The sequence below is a fragment of the Amycolatopsis sp. MEPSY49 genome, from assembly GCF_051337345.1.
GTDB lineage: Bacteria > Actinomycetota > Actinomycetes > Mycobacteriales > Pseudonocardiaceae > Amycolatopsis.
Map to the genome: position 1 here is coordinate 63,960 of NZ_JBDLYJ010000006.1, position 25,687 is coordinate 89,646.

Consider the following 25,687-nt stretch of genomic DNA (forward strand, 5'->3'; position numbering starts at 1 on the left):
GCCCTGAGCGGAACGACGACCGGCCGGCGGTCTCCTTGGGCAGGCTCGGGGTCATGACGGAACCGGCGTTCGGCGGCGAAGTGAGCAAGTACTACCAGCGGTTCCGCCGCGGCTACCCACCCGCGGTGGCGGACGCGCTGACGACGTCGTTCGCGTTGACCCGCGAAGACGTCGTGCTCGACCTCGGCTGCGGCACCGGCCAGCTCACCCGGGTCCTGGCGCCCCGGGTGAGCGCGGTGCTCGGCATGGACCCGGAACCGGCGATGCTCGCCCAGGCCCGCGCGGCGACGTCGTCGCCGAACGCGACCTGGCTCCTGGGCGCGGACGCCGACGTCGCGGCGTTGACGCCGGTCGTCGGCCCGGGCCGGCTGGCCGCGCTGACGGTGGCGCAGGCGTTGCACTGGATGGACCACGAGCGGCTGTTCACGACGGCGCGGACGTTGCTGCGCCCGGGCGGCGGCGTCGCGGTGGTGACGAACGGCGAGCCGCTGTGGCTGCAGGACACGGCGTGGTCGTCGGCGCTGCGAGAGGTGCTGTCGTCGTTTTTGGGGACACCCCTGCACCGGACTTGCGGCACGGACTCGGCGAGCCAGGCGCGCTACGCGGATGCCCTCTCAGCTGCGGGGTACGTGGTCGATTCCCAGGTCATCTCGTACGACGCGGTGTTGAGCATCGAGGAGATCGTCGGTGGCGTTTTCTCGGCGATGAGCCCGTCCCAGCTGCCCGCCGTCGACGAGCGGCCGGCGTTCACCGAGCGTGTCCGGGAAGCGTTGTCGCCGTTCGGACCACTGCGTGAGCAGGTCCGGGTCCGCGTCTTGACGGGAACCCGCTGACCGATCACGCAAGGCGAATGCGTATCGGCCCGTACTGTTCCGCTTATTGTTTCCCCGGGAACCGGCGCGGATGCTCGCTGCCAGGCGCGTCCTTGCGCCGGCGATCCCGAGGAGTCCCCATGACCAGCAGGTTGAGAGCTGTCGTCGCCGTCGTTTTCGTCGCGTTGTCGTTTTCGTTCGGTGCCGTGATCACGACGGCCGCGCCCACCGAGGCCCGCCCCGACTGCGTCCGCCCTTGCCACTTCTGAGCGGGCCGCTACCTACAGTTCGGGCCTTCGTCGCCGATCGACCACGCCGACCGCCCCCGTGGTCGCGCCGGCGACCCACCGCCTACAGCTCCGGCACCCCGGCGGCGACGGGCTCGAAGGCGTTCCCGGTCGCGATCTTCGGCCGCGGCAGCTCCACCGGCTCGCCCGGCTTGGCCCGCCGGTAGACCGCGACGGTCGCCTCGGCGATCCGGCCCCAGTCGAAGTCCGCGGCCAGCCGGGACTGCGCGGCTTGCGCCCGCTCGGCCGCCGCGTCGGCGTCACCGAGCACCGCCGTCACCGCGTTGGCCAGTTCCGCGACATCGCCGGGGCTGAACGCGAGCCCGGTCTCGCCGTGCACGACGACCTCGCCGAGCCCGCCCGCCGTCGACGCCACCAGCGGCGCCTTCGCGGCCGCGGCCTCCAGGGCGACGATGCCGAACGGCTCGTACCGGCTGGGCAGCACGACCGCGTCGGCCGCCGCGAGCGCCGCGCGCAGGTCGCGGTCGGACAGGTGCCCGACGAAGTCGACGGCCCGCCGCACCCGCAGCTTCCGCGACTGCTCGACCAGCTCGTCGAAGTGTCGTCCCTTTCCGGCGACGACCACCCGAGTCCCGGGGTGACGGCGCCGGATGCGGGGGAGCGCGGCGAGCAGGTCCTGCACGCCCTTCTCCCACTCGAGTCGTCCGAAGTAGAGCAACAGCGGCGCACCGGCCGGGCTGTAGACCTCGCGGGCGCGCGCGATCTCGTCCGCCGGCACCTGCCAGCCGCGTTCCTCGATGCCGTTGTGGATCACCGTGACGTCCTCGGCCTCGACCTCGAAGAGGTGCGCGACCTCGCGGCGCATGGCCTGCGAGCAGGTGATCAGCGCGTCGGCCCGGTTGGCCAGCCACCACTCGACCGAGTGAACTTGCTGGTTCAGCGGGTGCGACAGCCAGCCGGAGTGCCGCCCGGCCTCGGTCGCGTGGATGGTGCCGACCAACGGCACCCGCGCGGCCTCGGCGATCGCGATGGCCGGGTGCGCGACCAGCCAGTCGTGCGCGTGGACGACGTCGGGCTGCCAGCCGCGCAGGAGGTCGTGCGCGGCGCGGATCATGGCGTGCCCCATGGCCAGCGTCCAGGCGACGAGGTCGCGTTCGAACGTCACGTGCATCGGGTCCTCGGCGACCCGGATGATCCGCACGCCCTCGACGACGCGGTCGGTGCGCGGGTGCGTCCCGGCGTCGGTGCCCGCCGCGTGCCGGCAGAGGACGACGACCTCGTGACCCTGGCCGGCCAGGTGCGTGGCGAGCGCGTGCACGTGCCGCGCCAGGCCACCGATGGCCACTGGCGGGTACTCCCAGGACAGCATCAGCACACGCATGGGCAGAGGTTACTCGCGAGTCGGGACGGCCCGGCGGCGCCCGTGCCAGCCGACCGGCCAGCGTGGCCGGCGAATGTGATCCGACTCACTGGCGACCCTGCGGATCTCTGCCACCATCGGCGGGGATGACTGCACCGGAGGACACCGGCTGGCGCCGGCTCGACCCGCCCTTGACCACCCCGTGGACCGGCGACGTCGGCCCGGACAACGCCCTGCCCGAGTACCCGCGGCCCCAGCTGACCCGGCCGCGCTGGCTGAACCTCAACGGGGTCTGGGAGTACGCGGGCTGGCCGTCGTCGCCGGACGAACCACGACCGTCCGGCTACGGCGAGCGGATCCTGGTCCCGTTCCCACCGGAGTCGGCGTTGTCCGGAATCGGCCGGCGCGACGAGGTCCTCTGGTACCGGCGCCTGGTCGAAATCCCGCCGGACTGGCGTGACCAGCGGATCCTCCTGCACTTCGGCGCGGTCGACCAGACGGCGAAGGTGTGGGTCAACAACCAGCTCGTCGCGACGCACGAAGGTGGTTACACGGCGTTCAGCGCCGACATCACCGACGTCCTGCGCGCGTCCGGTCCGCAGGAGCTGACGGTCCGGGCCGAGGACCGCACCGACATCGAGCCCTTCCCGGTCGGCAAGCAGCGCAACGCACCCGGCGGGATCTGCTACACGGCGTCGTCCGGAATCTGGCAGACGGTGTGGCTCGAGCCGGTGCCGCAGTCTCGTGTCGAACGACTTGATCTTACCCCGGACCTCACCGGCGTGACGGTGTTCCCGCAGGTCACCGGCGGCTCGTCAGTCGTGGTCGTCGTTTCGGCCACGGACGGCGAGGTCGCCCGTGGTTCGGGCGCGGCGGGGACGTCGGTGCGCGTGGACGTTCCCGGACCACGCCTCTGGACCCCCGACGACCCGCACCTCTACACGCTGCGCGTCCAGCTGCTCGACCGGCATGGCGCGGTCCTCGACGAGGTCGGCAGCTACGCCGGTCTCCGGACGATCGGCCTGCTCCCGGACTCCGAAGGCCGTCCGCGGATCGCGCTCAACGGCCGGCCGACGTTCCTGCACGGCCCGCTCGACCAGGGCTACTGGCCGGACGGCATCTCGACCGCCCCCACCGACGACGCCCTGCGCTTCGACCTCGAGAAGACCAAGGAGCTGGGCTTCAACTTCGTCCGCAAACACGTCAAGGTCGAGCCGGCGCGCTGGTACTACTGGGCCGACACGCTGGGCCTGGTCGTCTGGCAGGACATGCCCTCGCTGACGGTGTCGTTCGACGGCCCACCCGGCGTCGCGCCGGACCCCGTCCCACGAGCTCGCGAGCTGTTCGAAGCGGAATTGACCAAAATGATCACGCAGCTGCGGGCGGTCCCGTCGATCGTCGGCTGGGTGCCGTTCAACGAGGGCTGGGGCGAGTACGACACGGCCCGTGTCGCGGAACTGGTCAAAGCCCTCGACCCGACCCGGCTGGTGATCGCGAACAGCGGGGTCAACTGCTGCTTCTCCCGCCCGGACACCGGCGCGGGCGACGTCTACGACGACCACACGTACGTGGGCCCGGGGGAGCCGACGGTGGTCGACGGCCGGGCGATCGTCGACGGCGAGTACGGCGGCCTCGGTCTCGTCTTGGAGAACCACTGCTGGCCCGGCCCGCCGAACGCGTACGAAATGACGCCGACCCGCGAGCGGCTCACCGAGCGCTACGCGGAGGTGAGCACCGCTCTCGAGCGAGTGGTGGCCGAGCGAGGTCTGTCCGGCGCGGTGTACACCCAGACGACCGATGTCGAGAACGAGGTCAACGGCCTGCTGACGTACGACCGCCGGGTGGTCAAGGTCGACGCGGAGGTGGTCGCGAAGTGCGCCCGAGCGGTGATCGACGCCGGCTCGGCCTGAGGTGGTAGTCGACTCCCGACCACGCTCGCGCCGAGTGCGCGGCCTGGTCGGCGTTCGGCGACGGACTCGGGCGGGCCGCGCTGTGGTCGAATGTCGGCGAAGGCACTGCTGCTCGACCTGCGGTCTCGCCGGCTTTGGACAACAGCCCTGCCCAAGCCATCTCGTCTCGTTGTCTGGTCAGCTTTGGGCGATGGCTCTGGCCAGGCCATCTCGTCTCGTTGTCTGGTCAGCTTTGGGCGATGGCTCTGGCCAGGCCATCTCGTCTCGTTGTCTGGTCAGCTTTGGGCGATGGCTCTGGCCAGGCCATCTCGTCTCGTTGTCTGGTCAGCTTTGGGCGATGGCTCTGGCCAGGCCATCTCGTCTCGTTGTCTGGTCAGCTTTGGGCGATGGCTCTGGCCAGGCCATCTCGTCTCGTTGTCTGGTCAGCTTTGGGCGATGGCTCTGGCCAGGCCATCTCGTCTCGTTGTCTGGTCAGCTTTGGGCGATGGCTCTGGCCAGGCCATCTCGTCTCGTTGTCTGGTCAGCTTTGGGCGATGGCTCTGGCCAGGCCATCTCGTCTCGTTGTCTGGTCAGCTTTGGGCGATGGCTCTGGCCAGGCCATCTCGTCTCGTTGTCTGGTCAGCTTTGGGCGATGGCTCTGGCCAGGCCATCTCGTCTCGTTGTCTGGTCAGCTTTGGGCGATGGCTCTGGCCAGGCCATCTCGTCTCGTTGTCTGGTCAGCTTTGGGCGATGGCTCTGGCCAGGCCATCTCGTCTCGTTGTCTGGTCAGCTTTGGGCGATGGCTCTGGCCAGGCCATCTCGTCTCGTTGTCTGGTCAGCTTTGGGCGATGGCTCTGGCCAGGCCATCTCGTCTCGTTGTCTGGTCAGCTTTGGGCGATGGCTCTGGCCAGGCCATCTCGTCTCGTTGTCTGGTCAGCTTTGGGCGATGGCTCTGGCCAGGCCATCTCGTCTCGTTGTCTGGTCAGCTTTGGGCGATGGCTCTGGCCAGGCCATCTCGTCTCGTTGTCTGGTCAGCTTTCGGCGACGGTCCTGACCAGGCCATCTCGTCCGTGGTCGAGAGCCGACAACAGGGCGCCGCGCAGGGCGGCCGAGTCCGTCACCGCGCCGGCCTCCACCCGGACCGGCCCCGGCGCCGCCGCGCGGACCGTTCGGCGGATCTCGGCCACGAGGCCCGGCCGACTTCCCGCCGGGCCGCCCAGCAGCACCAGGTCCGGATCGACGATCGTGCAGATCGCGGCCACGGCCCGCCCGAGCGTCGCGCCGAGCAGCCGTAGCCGTTCGGCGGCCACGGCGTCGCCGTCGGCCTGGCCGAGCGTGGTCAAGATCGCGTCGACGTCCAGCGAAGGTGCGTCCGACCGGCCGAAACCCTGGTCGGCGAGAGCCGAGGCGAGCGTCGACCCCGAACTGTCCAGGTACCCGATCTCGCCCGCCAGCCCGTGCGCGCCCCGCACGAGCTGGTCACCGACATAAAGACTGACGCCGAGCCCGGCGCCGACATAGACGTAAGCGAAGCTCTTCGCCTCCCGCGCGGCACCCTCGCGCCGTTCGGCGAGCGCGGAGAAGTTGACGTCGTTGTCCAAAAGAACGTCATCCCCGATGTCCCCGGCTCGGAGCCGTCCCTCGGGAAAGGGCGACCCCGGCAGCTCGACGACCTCGTGCGTGACGGGGTCGACGGGGTTGGCCACCGAGATCGCGGTCGCCCGCACCGGCCCCGACCCGGCTCCGCCCGCCGCGGAGACCGCGTCCCGCACCGCGGCGGTCATCGGCCGGTCGTCCTCCGGAGAATGGTCGGCGGTGGCCAGGACTGTCCCGGTCAGGTCGGTCGTCACCGTCCGGATGCCCCGCTGGTTGACCTCCGCGGCGACCACGCGCCCGGCGTCGGCGGCCAGCTCGTAGAAGGTCGCGATACGACCACGGCGCCCCGTCTGGTCGGTGCCGGTGGCCCGCAGCGCGCCCGCCGTCTCCAGGCGGCGGACCGACTCGGAGATCGTCGGCTTCGAGATCCCAGTGGTCGCGGCGAGCTCGGCGCGCGTGGTCCGCCCGCGGACGAAAACGTGGTCGAGCACCGCGCGGTCGGTCATGGCCCGCAGCATCGCCAGGCGCGGAAGCGGCAGTTCGGGGTGGGACATCGCACCTCTTGTGGCGGGAGACGGACAGGGGTTACCGTAGCCGGGCCATTCTAGTAAGGAGTCCTAACCAAAAGATCGCGAGGAACACCGATGACGACCACAGAGCTGCCCGCGAACATGTCCGAGGCCGTCTCGCGGACCAAGCAGGAACTGCGTGCCCGGATCGGCGACGTCGCCGGCGCGTTCGCCGGAGTCCGCGACCGGATGCGGCGCGAGGTCGACGCCGTCGCCGCCGACCCGGACGCCTTCCCCGTCGTCCGATATCGGGACATCGCCGGCGACACCGTGCCGCGGCGCACGCTCGACGCCGTCCGGCGCCGCGGCTGCGCCGTCGTCAAAGGCACCTTCGCGCGCGAAACGGCCGAGGCCTGGGACGCCGAACTGGCCGCGTACCTCGCCGACAACGACTTCGCCGGGACCTACCAGGGACCGGCCGACGACGTCTTCGCCGGTCTCGCGTCGAGCCAGCCGCAGATCTACCCGGTCTACTGGTCGAAGCCGCAGATCCAGGCCCGCCAGCACGAGCACATGGTCGCCGTCCGGCGGTTCCTCAACTCCTTCTGGCGGCACGAGTCCGAGGGCCGCGTCTGGTTCGACCCCGATCGCGACACGGCCTACCCCGACCGCATCCGCCGCCGCCCGCCCGGCTCGGCCTCGCTCGGGCTGTCCGCGCACACCGACTCCGGCTCGGTCGAACGCTGGCTGCTGCCCGCCTACCAGCAGGTCTTCCGCCACGTTTTCGCCGGAAATTGGCAACAGTACGACCCGTGGGACGGCGCCTACCGCACCGAAGTGGACGAATACCCGTCGACGGTTATGTGCTCGGCCTTCCGCACGTTCCAGGGCTGGACGGCGTTGTCGGAAATGCGCCAGGGCGACGGCGTGCTGCACGTGGTGCCGATCCCGTCGGCGATGGCGTACGTGCTGCTTCGCGCGCTACAGGACGATATCCCCGACGACGACCTCTGCGGCGCGGCCAACGGCCAGGCGTTGCCCGTGAACGACAAATACCACGACGACCTGCTGCCGGCGCTGACCTCGATCCCCGAGATCGAACCGGGCGACACGGTCTGGTGGCACGGCGACGTCATCCACGCGGTCGCCGACGGCACCAACCCGGACCGCTGGGGCAACGTCATGTACATCCCGGCGAGCCCGCACTGCCCGAAGAACGCGGCCTACGCCGAGAAGTGCGGCCGCGCGTTCCTGACCGGCGCGAGCCCGGGCGACTTCGCGCCCGAAGACTACGAAGTGACCTGGACCGGCCGCGCCACGGTCGACGACCTCACCGCGACCGGCCGCGACCAACTCGGCCTGTGACGGCGCCGCGCCGGGCCCGAGAGCCCGGCGCGGTCGTCTCACGCGGGCAGGGCAGCCTCGATGGCCTTGACGACCTGCTCGTCCTCGGGCTCGGTCCGCGGCCGGAACCGCGCGAGGACCTCGCCGTCCGCGCCGACCAGGAACTTCTCGAAGTTCCACTGGACGTCGCCGGTCTCGCCGTCGGCGTCGGCCGTTTTGGTCAATTCCGCGTACAGCGGGTGCCGGCCTTCGCCGTTGACGTCGATCTTCTCGAACAACGGGAACGTGACGCCGTAGGTCGTCGAGCAGAACGTCTGAATCTCCTCGGCGCTGCCCGGCTCCTGCCCCGCGAACTGGTTGCACGGAAAACCGACCACGGAGAAGCCCTGGCCGCCGAAGCGTTCCTGCAGCCGCTCGAGGCCGGAGTACTGCGGGGTCAGGCCGCACTTCGACGCGACGTTGACCACGAGCAGCGCCTTGCCCGCGAGCGAGCCCAGCGAGCTGTCCTGCCCGTCGAGCGTCTTGACCGGAATTTCGTGGATCCCCATGAAGGTCCCTTCAGTCGTGCTTCAGCGCCCGGGCGTCGAGGTGCCCGAACGGTCCGTCGTCGGCGCGGTAGGCCGCGGCCAGCTGCCCGGCCCGCGCGCGGTCGCCGCGTCGCAGCGAATCGGCCAACGCGTCGAAGCGCTCGGTGTGGACCGCCGCGCGACGACGCGCGTAGTCCGCGGCCGAGTCCTTGGTGACCATGAACGCCCAGTCGCTCTCCAGCGCCAGCATCGCCTCGGCGACGGCCTGGTCGGCGACGGTGTCGCGGGCCGTCGTCGGCAAACCGGCCACGAGGTCGAGCAGCCGCCGCTGCAGCGCGGTGTTGGCGTCGACCATGTCCTTGACCTGCTCGCCGTCCCAGACGCGCCAGTCCTTGCCCGACCCCCACGACGACGCCGGCAGGTCGATCGGCTCGCCGACGAGCCCGGCGTCGAGTGCGCCTTTGAGCGTCGTCACCCGGACACCGGCCTCGGGCAGCGCGCGCAGCACGCCTTCGAGCCACGCCGGGCCTTCGTGCCACCAGTGGCCGAACAGCTCCGTGTCGTACGCGGCGACCACGAGCGCCTCACGGCCGTGCTGCGCCTTCAGTGAACGCAGCCGCGTGACCACCGTGTCGACGAAGTCCTTGACGTGCAGTCCCAGCACGTCCGCGGCCAGCGACGGGTCGTACGGCGCCTTGTCCGCCGGTTCGACCGTCTTGCCGGTGACGCGCGACGCCTTGAGCCCGACCTCGTGCGCCCAGGTGTGGAAGTCGCGGTACGCCGCGTGGCCGGGGTAGCCGGCCTTCGGCGACCAGACGCGGTAGGTGACCTCGAGGTCTCGTCCGAAAGCGACCACGTCGCTGTCGCCGACCGGCCGCGCCGCCCACGTCTCGCCGCGCAGAGACGGCCCGTCGACCATGAAGCGCCGCACGCCGGCCGCCGCGTAGTCGTTTTCCATACCGGGCGCGTAGCCGCACTCCGGCGCCCAAATCCCTTCGGGCCGGGAGCCGAGTCGCAACGCCGTGTCGGCGAGGCCCGCGGTCAGCGCGAACTCGCGCACCCGCGGGTCCAGCAGCGGCTGGAACGGGTGGGCCAGCGGCCCGCCGAGCAGCTCGATCGTCGCATTGTCGACCAGCGAACGAAGGATCGGCGAGAAGCCGTGCCGCCAGCGCGTCCCCAGCTCCTCGGCCACGCGGACGGCGGTCCGGTGTTCGGCCGCGGCCAGCTCGCGCAGGGTCGGGTCGCCGCGCCACAGCGTCGACGCGTGCTGGGCGCGCAGCTGCCAGTGGCCGAGCCAGTCGTGGAACGCGCGGATGCTGTACGGGTCGTCGAGCTGCGCGGCGAGCACCGGCGTCACGCCCAGCGTCAGCACGTCCTGGCGGCCTTCGGCGGCGAACCGCTCGAGGAGGTCGACCATCGGCAGGTACGAATGCGCCCACGCCTGGTACAGCCATTCCTCGCCGACCGGCCAGCTCCCGTGGTGCGGCAGCCACGGCAGGTGGCTGTGGAGGACCAGGCAAAAGGTGCCTTCGTTCATCGGCGCACCGCCACGGCGACCAGGTCGAGGCTGGCGTCGAGGTCGTCGCCGTGGATGGCGAAGCCGGTGGCCTCGATCGCGGCGACGTCGGCGAGCAGCGCGGGCGGCCACACGGCCTGGCCGGGCAGCGAGCCCATGACCACGTCGAGCTGCGCGTCGATGATCGAGCCGCCGTACCGCTCGTCCAGGGCGCGAACAGCGTCGCCGTGGTGCAGGCCGTGCAGCGATTCGACGTCGAACCCGGCGTCGGTGAGCAGCCCGGCCAGCTCGGCCGGTGCCAGCTCACGCGTGTGGAACGGATTCAGCGGCGTGTCGCTGTCCGGGGTGAAAGTCAGCCGGTTCGGGGTCGTGACCAGCAGTTTGCCGCCCGGCGGCAACACCCGCCGGCACTCGGCGAGGAACCCGGCCTGATCCCACAGGTGCTCGATGACCTGGAAATTGGCCACGACGTCGACCGCACCGTCCCGGACCGGCAGGAACGCCAGGTTCGCCCGCGCGACGGCGACATCGGAGTAGCGACGGGCGACGTGCTCGGTGGTCGGCACGTCGTAGTCCAGCGCGAGCACCCGGCGGGCCGTCGTCGCGAGGAGGCTCGCGCCGTAGCCCTCGCCGCAGCCGGCTTCGAGCACCGTCGCGTCCGCGCAGTGGGGGAGCAGGGCGAGGTACGCGGCTTCGTGGCGGCGAAACCAATAATTCTCCTCGGCGATGCCGGGGACGGTCCGTTCGCCGGTCAGGTGCAGCGCCTCGGCCCGGGTGGCTGGGGTGGTCACCTCCGCGACCCTAGCGGGTGTCACGTCCGGCGCGGCCGTCTCGTTCCGTGGTCATGCAACGGACAATCACCCGCGTTCTGCTCGTCGTCTTCGGCCTGGTCGAGGCCGTGGTCGGAACTTGGCCACTGGTCTCGCCGACCGGCTTCTACCAGGACTTTCCCGGATTCCGCACGGGCTGGGTCGCGATGGACGGGCCCTTCAACGAGCACCTCCTGCGCGACTTCGGCGGCCTCAACCTGACGCTCGCCGCGCTGCTGGTCGGAGCCGCCGTGATCGGCACCACAGCCGTGGCGCGGCTGGCCGGCGTGGCGGGGCTGCTGTTCGGCCTGCCGCACTTCCTCTACCACCTCGGTCACGTGGCGCACTTCGAGCGGATCGATCAGGTGCTGATCATCGCGACGACCGGGCTCGGCGTCGTCGTCCCGCTCGTGGTCCTGGCGATTCCCGGGCGGCGGGTCAGTACACCGGTGACACCGTGATGCCGAGCGCGCCGGGACCGAGGTGCGCGCCGATGACCGTGCTCGCCTCGACGACCATGCTCTCGGCCATCGCCGGCACCCGCCGCTCGATCTGCCGGCCGATTTCGAGCTCGTGGTCGCTGGCGCCGAACCGGGTCACGGCGATGTCGGCGCGGAAACCGCCGGACTTCTTGACCGCGAGGTCGACCATCTTGGCCAGCGCCCGCCGCGTGCCGGGGACGCGGGCCAGCGGCGCGACCTCGCCGTCCTTGACCGTGAGCAGTGGCTTGATCGAAAACGCCGTACCGAGCATCGCCTGCGCGGCGCCGATCCGCCCGCCGCGGCGGAGATACTCCAGCGTGTCGACGTAGATGAACTCGGTGCTGGTGAAGCAGCGGCGTTCGGCGGCCTCGATGACCCGGGCCGCGTCCGCGCCCGCCGCGGCCGCCCGGGCCGCGGACACCGCGGCGAACCCGAGGCTCATCCCGGTGGTGCGGCTGTCCAGGACGTGCACGGGGATGCGGACCTGCTGGGCGGCCTCCCGGGCCGCGCGGACGGTGTCGGACATGCGGCCGGAAATGTGGATGCTGACGATCGCGGTCGCGCCGGACGCGGCCGCTTCCTGGTAGGTCCAGAAGAACGCCCCCGGATCCGGGGGCGAAGTGGTCAATACCTGCCCGGCTCTCAGCGCGTCGATCACGTCGCCGCGGTCGAAGCGGTTTTCGTCGTCGAAGTGACCACCCATGTTCAGCTGGATCTGGACGACTCCGATGGCCCAGCGGGACGCGACGAGGTCGGGCAGGCAGGAGCTCGAGTCGGTGATGACGGCGATGCGCGCGGGCATGGTGGGGGAGGTTAATGCCTTACACCCACTGCGAGTAGGCCGTGGTTGGTCCGATCGGACGAACGGCGGTTCGGGTGGGGTAACCGGTCGACTACCGGGACGATGGTCCCATTAGATTGCGCATCCAGGTGAATGGCGTCACCTCGGCGGGTCCTGCGCGCCGATTGGCCCTAATCTACCGGCCAGTAGAGCACTGTCCCGTGGTCTTCCGCGGGCCACGAACCGGGAGGTCGAAGCAGACCCATGACCAACATCGTCGTCCTGGTCAAGCAGGTACCGGACACCTACTCGGAGCGGAAGCTCAACGGGTCCGACCACACCCTTGACCGCGAATCCGCCGACGCCGTGCTCGACGAGATCAACGAGAAGGCCGTCGAAGAGGCACTGAAGATCAAGGAAGCCGGCGAGGGCGAGGTCACCGTGATCTCGGTGGGCCCGGACCGCGCGACCGACGCCATCCGCAAGGCGCTGTCCATGGGCGCCGACAAGGCCATCCACGTCTCCGACGAGGCGCTGCACGGCTCCGACGCGATCGCCACCGCCAAGGTGCTGGCCGCCGCCATCGGCAAGGTCGAAGGCTACGACCTGATCATCGCCGGCAACGAGTCCTCCGACGGCCGCGGCGGCGCCGTCCCCGCGATCCTCGCCGAGCTGCTCGGCCTGCCGCAGGTCACCTACGCCCGCGAGGTCACCGTCGAGGGCACGACCATCAAGGCCGTCCGCGAGACCGAGGACGGGCTCACTCGCCTCGAGGCGACCCTGCCCGCGGTGGTGAGCGTCGGCGAGAAGATCAACGAGCCGCGCTACCCCTCCTTCAAGGGCATCATGGCCGCGAAGAAGAAGCCGGTCGAGACGTTCACCATCGCCGACCTGGGCGTCGACGCGGGCGAGGTCGGCCTCGGCAACGCGTGGTCCACCGTGACCGAATCCGCGCCGAAGCCGCCGCGCACCGCCGGCGAGAAGGTCGAAGACGAGGGCGACGGCGGCACCAAGGTCGCCGAGTACCTGGTCGGCCAGAAGCTCATCTGACAACGGCTCTTCGAGGAGGAACAAGAACATGGCTGAAGTACTCGTCCTCGTCGACCACGTCGACGGTGAGGTCAAGAAGGTCACGCTCGAGCTGCTGACCGCCGCCCGCGCGCTCGGTGAGCCGTCGGCCGTCGTCGTCGGCCCGACCGGGACCGCCGCCAAGGCGAAGCAGGCGCTGGCCTCGCACGGCGCCGCCAAGGTGTATGTCGCGGAAGGCGACGACGCCGCGAACTACCTGGTCACGCCCAAGGTGGACGTGCTCGCCGCGCTCGCGCAGCAGGCGTCCCCGGCCGCGGTGCTCGTCACCGCCAGCGGTGAGGGCAAGGAGGTCGCCGCCCGCCTGGCCGTGCGCCTGGGCTCCGGCCTGATCTACGACGCCGTGGGCGTCAACGGCGACGGCGTCATCGACCAGTCCATCTTCGGTGGCGCGTTCTCGGTGAAGTCGAAGTCCGCGAAGGGCGCGCCGGTCGTCTCCATCCGCCCGGGCGCGGTCGAGGCCGAGCCGGCCGAGGGCGCGGCGGCCGAGGAGACCGTCGAGATCCCCGCGGTCGACGCGGCGAAGTCCACTCGCATCACGGGCGTCGAGCCGGTGACTGGCGGTGACCGTCCGGAGCTGACCGAGGCCTCGATCGTGGTCTCCGGTGGCCGCGGTGTCGGCTCGGCGGAGAAGTTCGACGTCGTCGAGAAGCTGGCCGACTCGCTCGGCGCGGCTGTCGGCGCGTCGCGCGCGGCGGTCGACTCCGGCTACTACCCGGCGCAGTTCCAGGTCGGCCAGACCGGCAAGACCGTGTCGCCGCAGCTGTACATCGCGCTCGGCATCTCCGGCGCGATCCAGCACCGCGCCGGCATGCAGACGTCGAAGACGATCATCGCCGTCAACAAGGACCCGGAGGCGCCGATCTTCGAGATCGCCGACTTCGGCATCGTCGGCGACCTGTTCAACGTCGCGCCGCAGCTGACCGAAGCGGTCGAGAAGCGCAAGGGCTGATTGCCTGTTCGAAGGGCCTTCCGGGACTTCCCGGAAGGCCCTTCGCGCGTTTTCGGGACCTGAGAGAAGCCTGAGAACCCGCAATTAACTGAACGTGCACTAATCGGTCATCGGATGGCACTCTCCGCGGCTTCCAACGCGCAGGTACACCTTGACCATGACGACGTCACAGCTCCTCGTCAGCACTGATCAGGCGGGTGCCGACCTCCCCGCGGACGCTCCCCGGTACTCCCTTCTCGTCGCCCACGCGAACGAAGAAGTGGTCGCCGCGCAGAAGCTGCGGCACCGGGTTTTCGCCGAGGAGATGGGCGCGCGGCTGCACTCGCCGGTCGCCGGTCTCGACGTCGACGAGTTCGACGAGTTCTGCGACCACCTCGTGGTCCGCGACGACAACACGGGCGAAATCGTCGGCACCTACCGGATGCTGCCGCCGGACCGCGCCGCCCAGGCGGGGAAGCTCTACGCGGACAGCGAGTTCGATCTGAGCGCCCTCGACGCGCTTCGGCCGTCCCTGGTCGAAACCGGCCGGTCGTGCGTGCACCCGGACCACCGCAGCGGCGCCGTCGTCAGCCTGGTCTGGGCGGGGATCGCCCGCTACATGCTGCTGTCCGGCCACCGCTACCTCGCCGGCTGCGCGTCGGTCCCGCTGGTGGACGGCGGATCCTTCGCCGCCGGCGTCTGGGACGTCCTGCGCACCAAGCACTACTCGGACGAGGCCACGCGCGTCTCGCCGCTGATCCCGTGGGACGCGTCGGCGATCGAACGTCCCGGCCGCTCGATCCTGCCGCCGCTGATCAAGGGCTACGTCCGGCTCGGCGCCAAGGCCTACGGTCCGCCCGCGCTCGACGCCGACTTCGGTGTCGCGGACTTCTTCGTCGTGCTGGACCTGCACAACGTCGACGAGCGGTACCTGAAGTTCTTCCTCGGGGTCCAGGTATGAGCCACGCGTGGATGCCGACGTCGCCGTGCGGCGACGGCTGCCTGACCGACGGCGACCCGGTGGTCGGTTTTCCGCGACGCATCCTGCGCGTCACCGCGGCGATCCTCGTTGTCGTCGCGGCGCTGGCCTCGGCGCCGTTGCTGCTGGTGTCGTGGGGGCGCGAGCGCCGGGTGCGGCTGATCTTCCGCGGCATGCTGCGGGCGTTCGGCGTCCGCCTGGACATCCGGGGCGGCGCCGACTTCCTGACCGCGCCCGCCGGCCGTGGCGCGCTGGTGGTCAACAACCACATCTCGTGGCTGGACATCGTCGCGATCAACGCGCTGCGACCGATGCGCGCGCTGGCCAAGAAGGAGATCGCGGGCTGGCCGGTGCTGGGCGGCCTGGTCCGCCGGGGCGGCAGCATCTTCCTCGACCGCGAACGGCTTACGACGCTGCCGGCCACGATGGCGTCGCTCGCGGACGCGCTCCGGACGGGCTCGCTGGTGAGCGTGACCCCGGAGGGCACGACGTGGTGCGGCCTGGCGTCCGGCCGGTTCACGACGGCGACCTTCCAGGCGGCCATCGACGGCGGTGTCCCGGTCCGCCCGATCGCCCTGCGGTACCGCCTGGCCGACGGCCGCGAGACGAGCCGTCCGGCGTTCATCGGCCCGGAGTCGCTGATCGCGTCCCTGCGCCGGGTCGCGGCGTTGCGCGGGCTGGTGCTCGACGTCCACATCTGCCCGGAGATCGCCCCGGGCCGCGCGGAGAACCGCCGCGAACTGGCGGCGCTCGCCGAGGCGGCCGTGCATTCGGCGCTGGGGACGGTGCAGATCCCGGCCCAGCAGCGGCGCCGGAGCGTCCAGCGGGTCCCACTGGCTTCGCCTCCCGCGAAGTGATCCGGGCCCTGTCGCCGCGATCCGGCGACAGGCCCGGGTCGGGAGGCTTTCGCGGGTTTTGCGGGCCTGTCATCGTGATCCGATGACAGGCCCGTTCGCCGATCTTCGGCGCGGAGTTCGACGGCGGCTGTGGCCTCGGCTCGTTTGGCCGGCTCGCCTCGTCGGCCTGGCTCGGCCCCTCCGGTCGGCCCGCCCGGCCCCGTCCGAACTCGGTCCAAACCCGGCCGGCGCGGACCGTCAGGCCGGCTGAAATCGCCCACCTGACTCGGCGCGCCGGTCTGATCGATCTGTCGGGCGCGTCATGTCTGCGCCGGCACTCAGCCGCGCTTGCGGGCTTCCCGTTCAGCCGATGGCGAGCGTGAGCTTCCCGCCAGGGTGGCCGTCCTCGCTCTCGATCTGCGCGGCGGCCGCGTCCTCGAGCGGGTAGCTCTTGCCCTGCGCGATCCGGACCCCGCGGTCGGTCACCCAGCCGGCGATCCCGGTCAGGACCTCCCGCGACTGCTCGCCCCCGCTCGAGAACGGGATCCCCAGCTCGAAGGCGGCCCCGTCGGCGATGGTGACGATCCGGTCCTTCGTGCCCCGCAGCTCGACCGACCCGGGCAGCACCCCATGCCCGGCGGCGTCGAACACGGCGTCCACCGGTCCGGGCGCGGCCTCGCGAACCCGCTCCTCCCAGCCGTCGCCGTAGCGGACCGGCACGACCCCCAGCGACTTCAGGTCGTCGAGGTTCCGGCTGCCGGCGGTGCCGACGACGGTGGCGCCCTGCGCGACGGCCACCTGCGCGGCGAAGCGCCCGACGGTGCCGCTCGCGCCGTGCACCAGCAGGGTCTCGCCTTCGCGGACCTCAAGCAGCCCGAGAACGCGAAGCGCGGTCTCGCCGGCGACCGGCAGCGCCGCCGCGTCCGCCCACGAGATACCGGCGGGCTTGGGCGCGAGCGTCTTCGCCAGCGCGTACTCGGCGTAGGCGCCGGTCTCGGACCAGCCGAACACCTCGTCGCCGACGGCGAACTCCGCGCCCTCGCCGGCGGCGTCGACGACACCGGCCACTTCGAGACCGGGGGTGTGCGGGAAGGGAACCTGGAAGTTCTGCTGCATGAAGCCGTTGCGGATCTTCCAGTCGATCGGGTTGATTCCGGCGGCCCGGACGGCCAGCCGCACCTGCCCCGGGCCGGGTTCCGGCACCGGGACCTCGGACATCTGCAAGACGTCCGGCCCGCCGTAGGCGGAGAAGGTGATCGCTCGCATGGTTCTCTGCGCTCCTCGAGTTGTGACTTCGAATGTCCTCCCCAACGAGTCAACGCGCGTGGTATTCCTGCCGAACCACCCGGACGAGCAGTGTTCACTAGCCGGACGAGCAGGCCGCCGCACCGCGCCCGCGCCTACTTTGGACGGCATGGATGCTTCGTGGTCGGATCCGCGACACGTGCTGGACGTCGTCGAACGGCTCCTTTCGGCGCCGCGGCCCCACCTGCTCGGCCGGTTTTCCGACGAGCTGGGCAAGCTGATCCCGCACCACGCGGCGGCCATGCAGACCGGCGACTGCCCGCGCAGCCCGTTGAAGGTCATCGGCGACCAGGCGATCGCGGACGCCGTGACAAGCGCCGAACTGCAACGGCTGGTCGACCGCAGCGAGCCGGGCAAGGCCCTGGTGGTCGACGGCGTGCTGGGCGGCGTCGAGCGCCGTCTCGTCCTGTTTTCGTCGATGCCGGCGGTCGGCAAGGGCGCCGTGCTGGTCGTCGTGCCGACGGACGGCGAACTGCCGACGGCCGAGCTGGAGCTGGCCGCGCAGCTGTGGCACATCCTCGGCACGGACGCGGGCCAGCGCGCGACCGACCCGGGCCCGAACGTCCTTGCCAGCAACCTCGCGGCGGCCACCGCACGAGCCCAGGCGATCACGGACCTCGGCCAAACCCACGCGGCGACGCTGACCACACTCTTGGCGGTGCTGCGCTCGGGACGTCTTTCCGACGTCGTCGCCCGCCGCACGGCAGCCGACCTGGCCCGCGACGCGTTGCTCGAACTGAAGGGTGTCGTCGATCGCGACCAAGCCCTGTCCGAGGAACGGGCGGCCGCGGCCTTCGCCCTGCTCAGAACCCAGCTGGCCGACCTGGTCCGCCACACCGACGTCGACGTCGACCTGGTCGACCCGGTCGGGGACGCCTCGCTTCCGCAGGACATCGCCCACACCGCGCGGACGATGACCCGAGGCCTGGTGCTCGCGGCCTTGGATCGCCCGGCGACCACGCGGCTGCGGGCGTCGTGGCGCCTGGACGGCGCGGCGCTGCGCATCACGGTCCGCGACGACAGTCCCGAAGTCGCCGACGCGACCCCGGCCCGCGGCCTGACCGAGCGGCTCACCGCCCTCGGCGGCCACTGGGAGGTCGACGCGGTGCCCGGCTGGGGAACGACGGTCACCGCGGTCCTCCCGCTGGGCATCGCCGACCCACCGGAGCTGCGTCCCCTCGACCGGCTCAACCCGCGCGAGGTCGAGGTCCTGACGGGGATCTCGCAGGGCCTGCGCAACCGGCAGATCGCCGCGCAGCTGCAGCTCAGCGAGCACACGGTGAAGTTCCACGTCCGCAACATCCTCGACAAGCTGGACGTGAGCTCCCGCGGCGAGGCCGCCGCCCTGGCCCGCGACCTGCGCCTGGAGCCGGTGGCCCACCGCACGGCCTGAACCGGCTTGACCTCCAGCGGACTGGAGGTTGCACGCTGCTGATCATGGCCTCGACGCTCGACTCCACTCCCCGTCGCCGCAGCGTGCTGTGGACCGTGGAACACCGCCTGACCACGATCGCGCTGCTGCTGGTGGTCACGTTGGTCGCGTTCGAGAACATGGGCGTCGCGACGGCGATGCCGACCCTGGTCGCCGACCTCCACGGGCTGTCGCTGTACTCGTGGCCGTTCACGATCTTCCTGATCTCGAGCGTGGTCGCGACGGTGCTGTCGGGCCGGATCGGCGACCGCCGCGGCCCGGCACCGGCGTTGCTGGCGGGGCCGGTGCTGTTCGCGGCGGGCTTGGTCGTCGCGGGGACGGCGACCGGGATGCCGACGTTCCTCCTCGGCCGCGCGCTGCAGGGCTTCGGCTCGGGGCTGCTGCTGGTGTCGGTCTCGTTGCTGATCGCGTTGACGTTCACCGACCAGGAACGCCCGGTGATCTACGCGGCGAACGCGGCGGCCTGGGTCCTACCGGCGGTGATCGGCCCCTCGGTGGCCGGCGTGGTGACGGTCAGCATCGGCTGGCGCTGGGTGTTCCTCGGTCTGGTCCCGCTGGTGGTCATCGGCGTGGCGATGCTGGTGGTGGTCGTCCGCCGTCTGCCTGCCCACCTGCCGCCGGCCGCCGGCCGCCGCGCGGGCGTCGTCCAGGCGATCATCGCCGCCCTCGGCGTCGCGGCGTTGACGTGGGCGGCCCAGCACCAATCGCTGCTGGCCCTCGTCTACGGCACGGCCGGCCTCGTGGCCCTGGGCTACGCCCTTCGGACGTTGCTCCCGACCGGAACCCTGACCTCTCGCCGCGGCCTGCCGACGGTCGTTGCGTCCCGCGCCCTGATCGCCGGCGCGTACGCCGGGATGGAGGCGTACCTGCCCCTGACGATGACCGCGGTCCACGGCTACAGCCCGGCCCTGGCGGGCCTGCCGCTGACCATCACGGCGCTGGGCTGGTCCGCGGCGTCGGCAGCACAAGGCCGGTACCTGAACTGGTCCCGGGAAGCATCGCTGCGCACGGGGTTCTGGCTGGTCGCGGCCGGTCTGGTCGTCTTCGGCCTGGTCTCCCAACCCTGGTTCCCCGCCTGGCCGGCGTTCGTGGCCTGCGCGGTCGGCGGCGCCGGCATGGGGATCGCGATGCCCGCGATCTCGGTCCTCTTGCTCCGGTACTCACCCGAGGGCGAGCGCGGTTTCAACACTTCGGCAGTGCAGTTGGCCGACTGGGTTGGATCGGCGCTGCTCATCGGCCTGGGCGGTGTCCTGCTCAGCCTCGTCGGTTCGGTTCTCGCCCCATCGCCGGCGATAGCCCTGCTCACCGTGGCCTTGGTGGCGCTGGCGCTGCTGGGGGTCCGGCTGACCGGACGCTGGCCGTCGAAGGTGTGACAGCCCACTTCCAGGGCCAGGGTGGGCTTCGTCACGCGGTGGAGCGGACTACCCTGAAGGAGCGATGACCTATCTCGACCACGCGGCGACCACTCCGATGTTGCCCGAAGCCGTAGCGGCGATGACCGAGGCGCTGTCCAACGTGGGCAACGCCTCCGCGCTGCACTCTTCGGGCCGCCGCGCCCGTCGGATGATCGAGGAAGCCCGCGAAACCATCGCCGACGCCCTTGGCGCCCGCCCCTCCGAGGTGATCTTCACCGGCGGCGGCACCGAGAGCGACAACCTCGCGCTCAAGGGCATCTACTGGGCCCGCCACGACGAGCAGGAGCAGCGTCGCCGCATCCTGTGCGGGGCGGCGGAGCACCACGCCGTGCTCGACACCGTCGAATGGCTCGAGTCCCATTGCGGCGCCGAGATCACGCTGCTCGAAGTCGACAGCCAGGGCCGAGTCTCGCCGGACGTCCTCCGCGCCGCCATAGCCGCGGATCCCGATGCCGTCGCGCTGGTGACGGTGATGTGGGCCAACAACGAGGTCGGCACGATCAACCCGATCGCCGAACTGGCAGCGGTCTGCGCGGAGTTCGACCTCCCGCTCCACACCGACGCGGTTCAGGCCGTCGGCGCCGTACCGGTCGACTTCGCAGCCAGCGGTGCCGCGGCACTCACGTTGACCGGCCACAAGCTCGGTGGCCCGTTCGGCGTGGGCGCGCTCCTCCTCGGCCGCGACGTGACCTGCGTGCCGCTGCTGCACGGCGGCGGCCAGGAACGCAGCGTTCGCTCTGGCACTCTCGATGTCCCGGCGATCGTCGGCTTCGCGGCCGCGGTCCGAGCCAGCGTCGCGACCCGATCCGAGTACGCCAAGCGTGTCGAGGAGCTTCGAGACGGGCTTGTCGAAGTCGTCCAGCGCGAGGTACCCGACGCCATCCTCAACGGTGGCGACGGCGAGCGGTTGCCCGGTCATGCTCACTTCACGTTCCCCGGCTGCGCCGGCGACAGCCTCTTGATGCTGCTGGACGCCAAGGGCATCGAATGTTCGACAGGCTCCGCGTGCACGGCCGGCGTCGCCCAGCCGAGCCACGTGCTGCTCGCCATGGGCGCCGACTCAGCGGCGGCACGTGGCTCTCTCCGATTCTCCCTCGGCCACACGTCCACTGCCGCGGACGTCGAGGCCGTCGCCGCCGAGATCGGCGGAGTCGTCACGCGCGCGCGACAGGCCGGCCTGGCCGGAATGCGCAAGCAGACCCAGAAGCAAGAGGTGTAAGGCAATGCGGGTTTTGGCCGCGATGAGCGGAGGAGTGGACTCGGCGGTCGCCGCCGCGCGTGCGGTCGACGCCGGGCACGACGTCGTCGGCGTGCACCTGGCGCTGTCGGCCAAACCGGGCACCTTGCGGACCGGCTCGCGTGGCTGCTGCACGATCGAAGACTCGCACGACGCCCGGCGGGCCGCTGACATTCTCGGAATCCCCTTCTACATCTGGGATTTCGCGGAGCGCTTCACCGAAGAGGTCGTGGAAACCTTCGTCGGCGAGTACGCCGCCGGGCGTACGCCGAATCCCTGCGTCACCTGTAACGAGAAGATCAAGTTCGAAGCTCTCCTCGAAAAGGCAATGGCGCTCGGCTTCGACGCGGTCGCGACAGGCCACTATGCGCGGCTTTCCGTGGTGGACGGCGTGCCGGAGTTGCGTCGCAGCGCGGACAGTGGCAAGGACCAGTCCTACGTGCTCGCCTCCCTCACCTCGGAGCAGCTCAGCCACGCCATGTTCCCGTTGGGCGGTTCGTGGAAGACCGAGGTCCGGGCGGAAGCTGAGCGGCGCGGTCTGTCCGTCGCCAACAAGCCTGACAGCCACGACATCTGCTTCATCCCGGACGGCGACACCAAGAAGTTCTTGGAAGACCGCCTGGGGCAGCGTCCTGGCGAGCTCGTGGACGCGGAGACCGGCGCCGTGCTCGGCCGGCACACCGGAGTGCACGGATTCACCGTCGGACAGCGCAAGGGCCTCGGGATCGAGGCTCCCGCCCCCGACGGCCGTCCTCGATACGTCCTCTCGCTCGAGCCGGTTTCGGGTTCCGTCAAGGTCGGTTCCGCCAACGGGCTCGGGGTCAAGGTCATCGAGGCCGATCGCGCCATCTGGCCCAGCGGCGAACCGCTGACCGAACCGACCGAATGCGTGGTGCAGGTCAGGGCCCATGGAGGCATCGTCGACGCGGTCGCCGACGTGAACTCCGACGCGATGACGCTGCATCTGCGCGAACCCCTGCGCGGGGTAGCTCCGGGTCAGGTCGTCGTGCTCTACCGGCCGGATGCCGAAGGCGGGGACGTCGTCTTGGGCAGCGCGAAGATCTCTGGCACGCGCTGACCGTCGGTCATTGCCGCGACTTCTTGCGGCTACGGCTCGCTCGCCGTCGGCCGGAGTGGATCGACGGCGGTTCCGTCGAGTGCACCTGGCCGGCTGGTGTCGCGACGTTCACCGTGCCGTCCGGCGTGATTTTGTAGTCCCAGCCGGGCTGGCTCTTCAGCCTGCGGTGCCGCGTGCAGTACGTGACCGGTTGATCCGTGGCTTCCTCGGATTGGTCGTGCGCCCGAGTCGGTTCCACACCGCAGTTCTGTGCGGGACGGGTGCATCCGGGCTGCCGGCACTCGCGGTCCCGGACCCGGATGAACTCGTCGTGGGCCGGGTCCAGGGGATAGCGCGTCGGCGACAGCTCGACCACCTGGCCGTTGCGCGGATCGGTGAGGACTCGCCGGATCGTCGTGTCGGACCCGCTGATGATGCGACGGGCCATCGACGCCGCGATGGGTCCGCGGCCGGCCAGCGCCGCCGGCAGATCGTTCATGCCGAGGTAGGTCGCCAGGTCGACGTGCAGGAACACCTCGGCGCGATGGTTCGGGCCACCCGTTCCGCTGAGCAGCAGGTCCATGGCCACGTCCGCGCGGAGCTGGTCCAGCGTTCGAGACTCCTCAGGCGTCTTCAACGCTCGAGCGGCTCGATCGATGCGGTTGTAAGCCGCTGTCGCCTTCTCGGTGGGGACGTTGTTGACGGACAGACTGGTCACGCCGGTGTCTTGGTGGTGCAGGGCAAGGCGTCGTTCGACGAGACTCCGGTCGGTGCGTTGCGCAGCGCCTTCCGGATCGACCTTCGCGGCCGCGTAGGCCGCGGCTCGGCGGACCTGGGTGGCATTGCGTCCCAGCACGCGTCCTTCAAGTTTCGCATCGACGAGACGTACGTGGTCGCTGGACAGCCATGCCGTCGCATCCGTGACTTTCATGGCGCGGTACAGGTCGAGCCGGCCGTCGTCCATGAGGTGGAGCATGCGGGGAAGCCGGGCGATCAGTGCGTTCGCCGCCGAAACGATGGCACTGGCGCGGTGTTCCGTTATGGAGAGTGCCAATGCCACTTCTGAAGCGGCGCTGGGCGCCCGTCTCCGGCGCACGCTGAGGTTCGCGATCGCCCGTAGCTGAAGGGCTTGCAGCTTGGAGATCTCTGCGTCGGTGTGACGGATCAGGTCGACTACTTGTTCGTCTTTCATGCGCTGCAACGTCTCCGGGTCGGTACGGACCGTCCTCAGTGCGGGCGGAAGCTTGTCGCGGGTGTTCCGGGGATCAGCCGCAGGGGCGAGTTTGCGGAGTGGTTGTGAACTTGCCATGAACGCGACCGTACGGGGCCACGCAAGAAATGTCACCGAGGTTCGGAGGAATGGGTGACAAGGGGAGCGAACGGTCCTTTCGCGCCCTCCGCGGCTTGACTTTTTCCCGATTGTTTCGAGATGGTCGCGTGCATGGACGCACGCGTCGCCGACTTGGGAAGGATCTTCGGTGAGGGCAATGTCTGATGTGGACAGACGAATTACTGTTTTGTACCAACGTTCTTGGTGCTCAGAGCTTGAGCTTGAAACCGGTGTGGCTTGGAGCGAAGCCGAGGCGTTCGTAGAACCGGTGCGCGTCGGTCCTCGCGATGTCCGAGGTGAGCTGGACGAGTGCGCATCCGCGTCGTCGAGATTCGTCGATCGCCCAGCGCACGAGATCCGCACCGAGTCCGGACCCTCGGTGGTCGGCGTGAATCCTGACAGCCTCGATCTGGCCGCGAAGCGCACCGCGCCTGGCGAGACCGGGAATGATCGTCAGCTGCAGCGTCCCGACCGGCTCGTCATCGAATGTCACGACGGCGAGAAACTGGTTCGGGTCGGCGTCGATGTCCGCGAAAGCCCGCTGGTAAGGCTCGAGGTCGTCGGGATCGTCGCGGGTCGCGCCGAGCTGGTCCTCCGCCAGCATGCGCACGATCGCGCCGATGTCGTCGCGCCTTGCCCTGCGGATGCTGTAGTCGGTCACAGCGCCAGTATCACAGGACGCGGGTGAATCCTTGATAGCTGTGCTCGAACCCGAAGCGCGCGTAGAAGTCTCGCAAGTCGGCGCGGGCAAGGCCGGAATCGAGGTGGACGCGGCTGCAACCTCGGCGGCGGGCTTCGTCGATGCCCCACGTCAGAAGTGCGCTGGTCACTCCGCGTCGAGCGGCGCGGATGCCTTCGAGCAGGCCGCGGGTAGCGCCTTCCCACATGAGCCCTCGCAACACCGTCAGTTGCGCGGTACCGACAACGCCGTTGTCGTCTTCGGCGACCACCAGCGTGACGTGCGAGGTGTTCATGAGCTGGCGAAGCGCGGTTGCCAGCGGCTCGCCCGGTGCGCCGAACAAGCGCCCGAGCGCCTCGATGTCCGAAGCCCTGGCGCGTCTGATGACATCCATTACGCCCAGTATGCAGGAAGCCGGTCGTGGGCCGTATTCGCCACCGCGCGACTACGCGCGGTACTGACAGCGATGGTGCTCAGGTCGCCGTGTAGTGGCGAACGCCCTCGACGACCTGAGCGGCCAGCTTGCCCTGGGACACCAGGAGATCGAGGTGTGCGGCTGTCTCGAGCACGGCGAGCATCTGGTTAAATGAGTCCATTTCGGACAGTTTTCGGCTGCGACGGGTCCAGCCGATCCGATGCGCGGCCTCGTATGCCGTGCTCGCACCGGCTGCGATCTGGGAGCCGATCGTCTCGAGGCGTTGCCGGTGGTGGTCCAAAAGTTCGTCGACCCGCGTGTGCACGCTTTCGGACACCGGACCGTGCGCGGGAAGCATGCGTCGGTCCGGCATCGCCCGCACCAGGCGCAACGAGTCCATGAAGTCGTTGAGCGGGAGTTCGACCGGCACCGGCTGGAAGCCGATCGATGGCGTGATGTGCGGCAGCACGTGGTCGCCCGAAAACAGCAGATCGGCGGTGTCGTCGACGAACACGACATGGCCGGCCGTGTGCCCGGGAGTGGCGACGACGTCGAACTGGCGGCCGGGCAGGATCGGGCGCGGTCCCGGCGTCAACCACTCATCGGGCGCTTCCCAGAGGTCGGCCTCCGTGTGCCGGCGGTTCGTGCCGAACTCGCGGGCCAGGGCTTCGACGACTTCGCCGGCCCCCGCCTGGACCAACAGATCGACCTGAGCTTCCATCGGCAACCGATCGGGGTTGCCGGAAACCTTCAGCGACGGCTCTTCGTCCTGCCCCAGGGCAATTTTGGAGCCGAATTCGCGACGAAGGACGACCGCCTGCGAATAGTGGTCACGGTGGACGTGTGTCACGAGGAACTCGCTGACGTCGGCGAGCTCTGCGCCGATCCCGCCGAGTGCGTTCGAGAGTTGTTGTCGCGCGACGGTCAACGCCCAGCCGGAGTCGACCAGGACCAGCTTCTCGCCATCGGTGACCGCGTAGACGTTGACCGCGCGCAGAGCGTCGTTGGGCAGGGGCAACGGGATCCGGTAGACGCCGGTCGAGACCTCGTAGATTCCGGGCTCGGTCCAGTTCCTGTCGCTGCTTTCCGGCAACGGTTCCACGGTGACCTCC

Annotated in this window: 24 protein-coding genes; 13 read left to right on the forward strand and 11 right to left on the reverse strand. The window is 70.3% G+C overall.

Annotated features, from left to right (window positions below; genetic code table 11):
* Positions 1–53: 53 nt before the first annotated feature.
* Entirely contained in the window at positions 54–833 is a 780-nt protein-coding gene (locus tag ABFJ78_RS26440) for a class I SAM-dependent methyltransferase (protein WP_436389124.1), read from the forward strand.
* Positions 834–952: 119 nt separating this feature from the next.
* Complete coding sequence (locus ABFJ78_RS26445; RefSeq protein WP_436389125.1) at positions 953–1,081, forward strand: hypothetical protein; 129 nt, start codon at positions 953–955, stop codon at positions 1,079–1,081.
* A gap of 82 nt (positions 1,082–1,163) precedes the next feature.
* Here the strand turns inward: ABFJ78_RS26445 and ABFJ78_RS26450 are convergent, their stop codons facing one another.
* A complete protein-coding gene (locus ABFJ78_RS26450; RefSeq protein WP_436389126.1) occupies positions 1,164–2,441 on the reverse strand; it encodes a glycosyltransferase family 4 protein in 1,278 nt (425 codons plus the stop codon).
* A gap of 125 nt (positions 2,442–2,566) precedes the next feature.
* Between ABFJ78_RS26450 and ABFJ78_RS26455 the strand changes: the two genes are divergently transcribed.
* On the forward strand, positions 2,567–4,330 hold the full coding sequence (locus ABFJ78_RS26455; protein ID WP_436389127.1) for a glycoside hydrolase family 2 protein: 1,764 nt from the start codon (positions 2,567–2,569) through the stop codon (positions 4,328–4,330).
* Between the two features lie 1,010 nt (positions 4,331–5,340).
* Here ABFJ78_RS26455 and ABFJ78_RS26460 read toward each other — a convergent pair.
* Complete coding sequence (locus ABFJ78_RS26460; protein WP_436389129.1) at positions 5,341–6,459, reverse strand: ROK family transcriptional regulator; 1,119 nt, start codon at positions 6,457–6,459, stop codon at positions 5,341–5,343.
* 90 nt (positions 6,460–6,549) lie between these two features.
* On the opposite strand from ABFJ78_RS26460, the gene ABFJ78_RS26465 reads away from it, so the two are divergent.
* Positions 6,550–7,779 carry a YbiU family protein gene (locus ABFJ78_RS26465; protein ID WP_436389131.1) on the forward strand — a complete coding sequence of 410 codons (1,230 nt, stop codon included), beginning with the start codon at positions 6,550–6,552 and terminating at the stop codon, positions 7,777–7,779.
* A gap of 38 nt (positions 7,780–7,817) precedes the next feature.
* On the opposite strand, the gene ABFJ78_RS26470 is transcribed toward ABFJ78_RS26465, so the two are convergent.
* The 3 genes from ABFJ78_RS26470 to ABFJ78_RS26480 are packed head-to-tail and all read right to left on the reverse strand — an operon-like array spanning position 7,818 to position 10,592.
* Entirely contained in the window at positions 7,818–8,306 is a 489-nt protein-coding gene (locus tag ABFJ78_RS26470) for a glutathione peroxidase (RefSeq protein ID WP_436389133.1), read from the reverse strand.
* A gap of 10 nt (positions 8,307–8,316) precedes the next feature.
* On the reverse strand, positions 8,317–9,822 hold the full coding sequence (locus ABFJ78_RS26475; protein ID WP_436389136.1) for a 1,4-alpha-glucan branching protein domain-containing protein: 1,506 nt from the start codon (positions 9,820–9,822) through the stop codon (positions 8,317–8,319).
* Positions 9,819–10,592, reverse strand: coding sequence for a class I SAM-dependent methyltransferase (locus tag ABFJ78_RS26480; protein ID WP_436389138.1), 774 nt, complete (start codon positions 10,590–10,592; stop codon positions 9,819–9,821). The genes ABFJ78_RS26475 and ABFJ78_RS26480 overlap by 4 nt, the downstream gene beginning before the upstream one ends.
* A 53-nt stretch (positions 10,593–10,645) precedes the next feature.
* Between ABFJ78_RS26480 and ABFJ78_RS26485 the strand changes: the two genes are divergently transcribed.
* Positions 10,646–11,071 carry a hypothetical protein gene (locus ABFJ78_RS26485; RefSeq protein ID WP_436389140.1) on the forward strand — a complete coding sequence of 142 codons (426 nt, stop codon included), beginning with the start codon at positions 10,646–10,648 and terminating at the stop codon, positions 11,069–11,071.
* Here ABFJ78_RS26485 and ABFJ78_RS26490 read toward each other — a convergent pair.
* On the reverse strand, positions 11,049–11,894 hold the full coding sequence (locus tag ABFJ78_RS26490; RefSeq protein ID WP_436389142.1) for a DegV family protein: 846 nt from the start codon (positions 11,892–11,894) through the stop codon (positions 11,049–11,051). The two genes, ABFJ78_RS26485 and ABFJ78_RS26490, sit on opposite strands and share 23 nt — an antisense overlap.
* 243 nt (positions 11,895–12,137) lie before the next feature.
* On the opposite strand from ABFJ78_RS26490, the gene ABFJ78_RS26495 reads away from it, so the two are divergent.
* The 4 genes from ABFJ78_RS26495 (at position 12,138) to ABFJ78_RS26510 (ending at position 15,726) form a co-directional block, all read left to right on the forward strand.
* Positions 12,138–12,923 carry an electron transfer flavoprotein subunit beta/FixA family protein gene (locus tag ABFJ78_RS26495; RefSeq protein WP_436389144.1) on the forward strand — a complete coding sequence of 262 codons (786 nt, stop codon included), beginning with the start codon at positions 12,138–12,140 and terminating at the stop codon, positions 12,921–12,923.
* Between the two features lie 28 nt (positions 12,924–12,951).
* Complete coding sequence (locus tag ABFJ78_RS26500; RefSeq protein WP_372671856.1) at positions 12,952–13,911, forward strand: electron transfer flavoprotein subunit alpha/FixB family protein; 960 nt, start codon at positions 12,952–12,954, stop codon at positions 13,909–13,911.
* A 157-nt stretch (positions 13,912–14,068) separates the two neighbouring features.
* Complete coding sequence (locus tag ABFJ78_RS26505; RefSeq protein ID WP_436389147.1) at positions 14,069–14,851, forward strand: GNAT family N-acetyltransferase; 783 nt, start codon at positions 14,069–14,071, stop codon at positions 14,849–14,851.
* The gene (locus ABFJ78_RS26510; protein ID WP_436389150.1) at positions 14,848–15,726 is read left to right on the forward strand and encodes a lysophospholipid acyltransferase family protein; all 879 of its coding nucleotides are present in this window, start codon (positions 14,848–14,850) and stop codon (positions 15,724–15,726) included. The genes ABFJ78_RS26505 and ABFJ78_RS26510 overlap by 4 nt, the downstream gene beginning before the upstream one ends.
* A gap of 342 nt (positions 15,727–16,068) precedes the next feature.
* Here the strand turns inward: ABFJ78_RS26510 and ABFJ78_RS26515 are convergent, their stop codons facing one another.
* Positions 16,069–16,971, reverse strand: a complete 903-nt coding sequence (locus tag ABFJ78_RS26515) for an NADP-dependent oxidoreductase (RefSeq protein WP_436389152.1) — start codon at positions 16,969–16,971, stop codon at positions 16,069–16,071.
* Positions 16,972–17,119: 148 nt separating this feature from the next.
* Between ABFJ78_RS26515 and ABFJ78_RS26520 the strand changes: the two genes are divergently transcribed.
* The 4 genes from ABFJ78_RS26520 to mnmA all read left to right on the forward strand — a co-directional run bounded on the left by ABFJ78_RS26520 (position 17,120) and on the right by mnmA (position 22,172).
* The gene (locus tag ABFJ78_RS26520) at positions 17,120–18,403 is read left to right on the forward strand and encodes a helix-turn-helix transcriptional regulator (RefSeq protein ID WP_436389153.1); all 1,284 of its coding nucleotides are present in this window, start codon (positions 17,120–17,122) and stop codon (positions 18,401–18,403) included.
* A 44-nt stretch (positions 18,404–18,447) separates the two neighbouring features.
* Complete coding sequence (locus tag ABFJ78_RS26525) at positions 18,448–19,815, forward strand: MFS transporter (protein ID WP_436389156.1); 1,368 nt, start codon at positions 18,448–18,450, stop codon at positions 19,813–19,815.
* 64 nt (positions 19,816–19,879) lie between these two features.
* Positions 19,880–21,076, forward strand: a complete 1,197-nt coding sequence (locus ABFJ78_RS26530; protein ID WP_436389158.1) for a cysteine desulfurase family protein — start codon at positions 19,880–19,882, stop codon at positions 21,074–21,076.
* Positions 21,077–21,080: 4 nt separating this feature from the next.
* Complete coding sequence (mnmA, locus tag ABFJ78_RS26535; protein WP_436389161.1) at positions 21,081–22,172, forward strand: tRNA 2-thiouridine(34) synthase MnmA; 1,092 nt, start codon at positions 21,081–21,083, stop codon at positions 22,170–22,172.
* A gap of 7 nt (positions 22,173–22,179) precedes the next feature.
* Here mnmA and ABFJ78_RS26540 read toward each other — a convergent pair whose 3' ends face one another.
* The 4 genes from ABFJ78_RS26540 to ABFJ78_RS26555 form a co-directional block, all read right to left on the reverse strand.
* Positions 22,180–23,343 (reverse strand): DUF222 domain-containing protein, encoded by a 1,164-nt coding sequence (locus ABFJ78_RS26540; RefSeq protein WP_436389163.1) that lies wholly within the window; start codon positions 23,341–23,343, stop codon positions 22,180–22,182.
* Positions 23,344–23,689: 346 nt separating this feature from the next.
* Entirely contained in the window at positions 23,690–24,142 is a 453-nt protein-coding gene (locus tag ABFJ78_RS26545) for an N-acetyltransferase family protein (RefSeq protein WP_436389164.1), read from the reverse strand.
* Positions 24,143–24,152: 10 nt separating this feature from the next.
* Positions 24,153–24,554: a GNAT family N-acetyltransferase gene (locus ABFJ78_RS26550; RefSeq protein WP_436389167.1), complete on the reverse strand. Its 402-nt coding sequence runs from the start codon at positions 24,552–24,554 to the stop codon at positions 24,153–24,155.
* 79 nt (positions 24,555–24,633) lie between these two features.
* Positions 24,634–25,677: an MBL fold metallo-hydrolase gene (locus ABFJ78_RS26555; RefSeq protein ID WP_436389169.1), complete on the reverse strand. Its 1,044-nt coding sequence runs from the start codon at positions 25,675–25,677 to the stop codon at positions 24,634–24,636.
* Between the last annotated feature and the right edge of the window lie 10 nt (positions 25,678–25,687).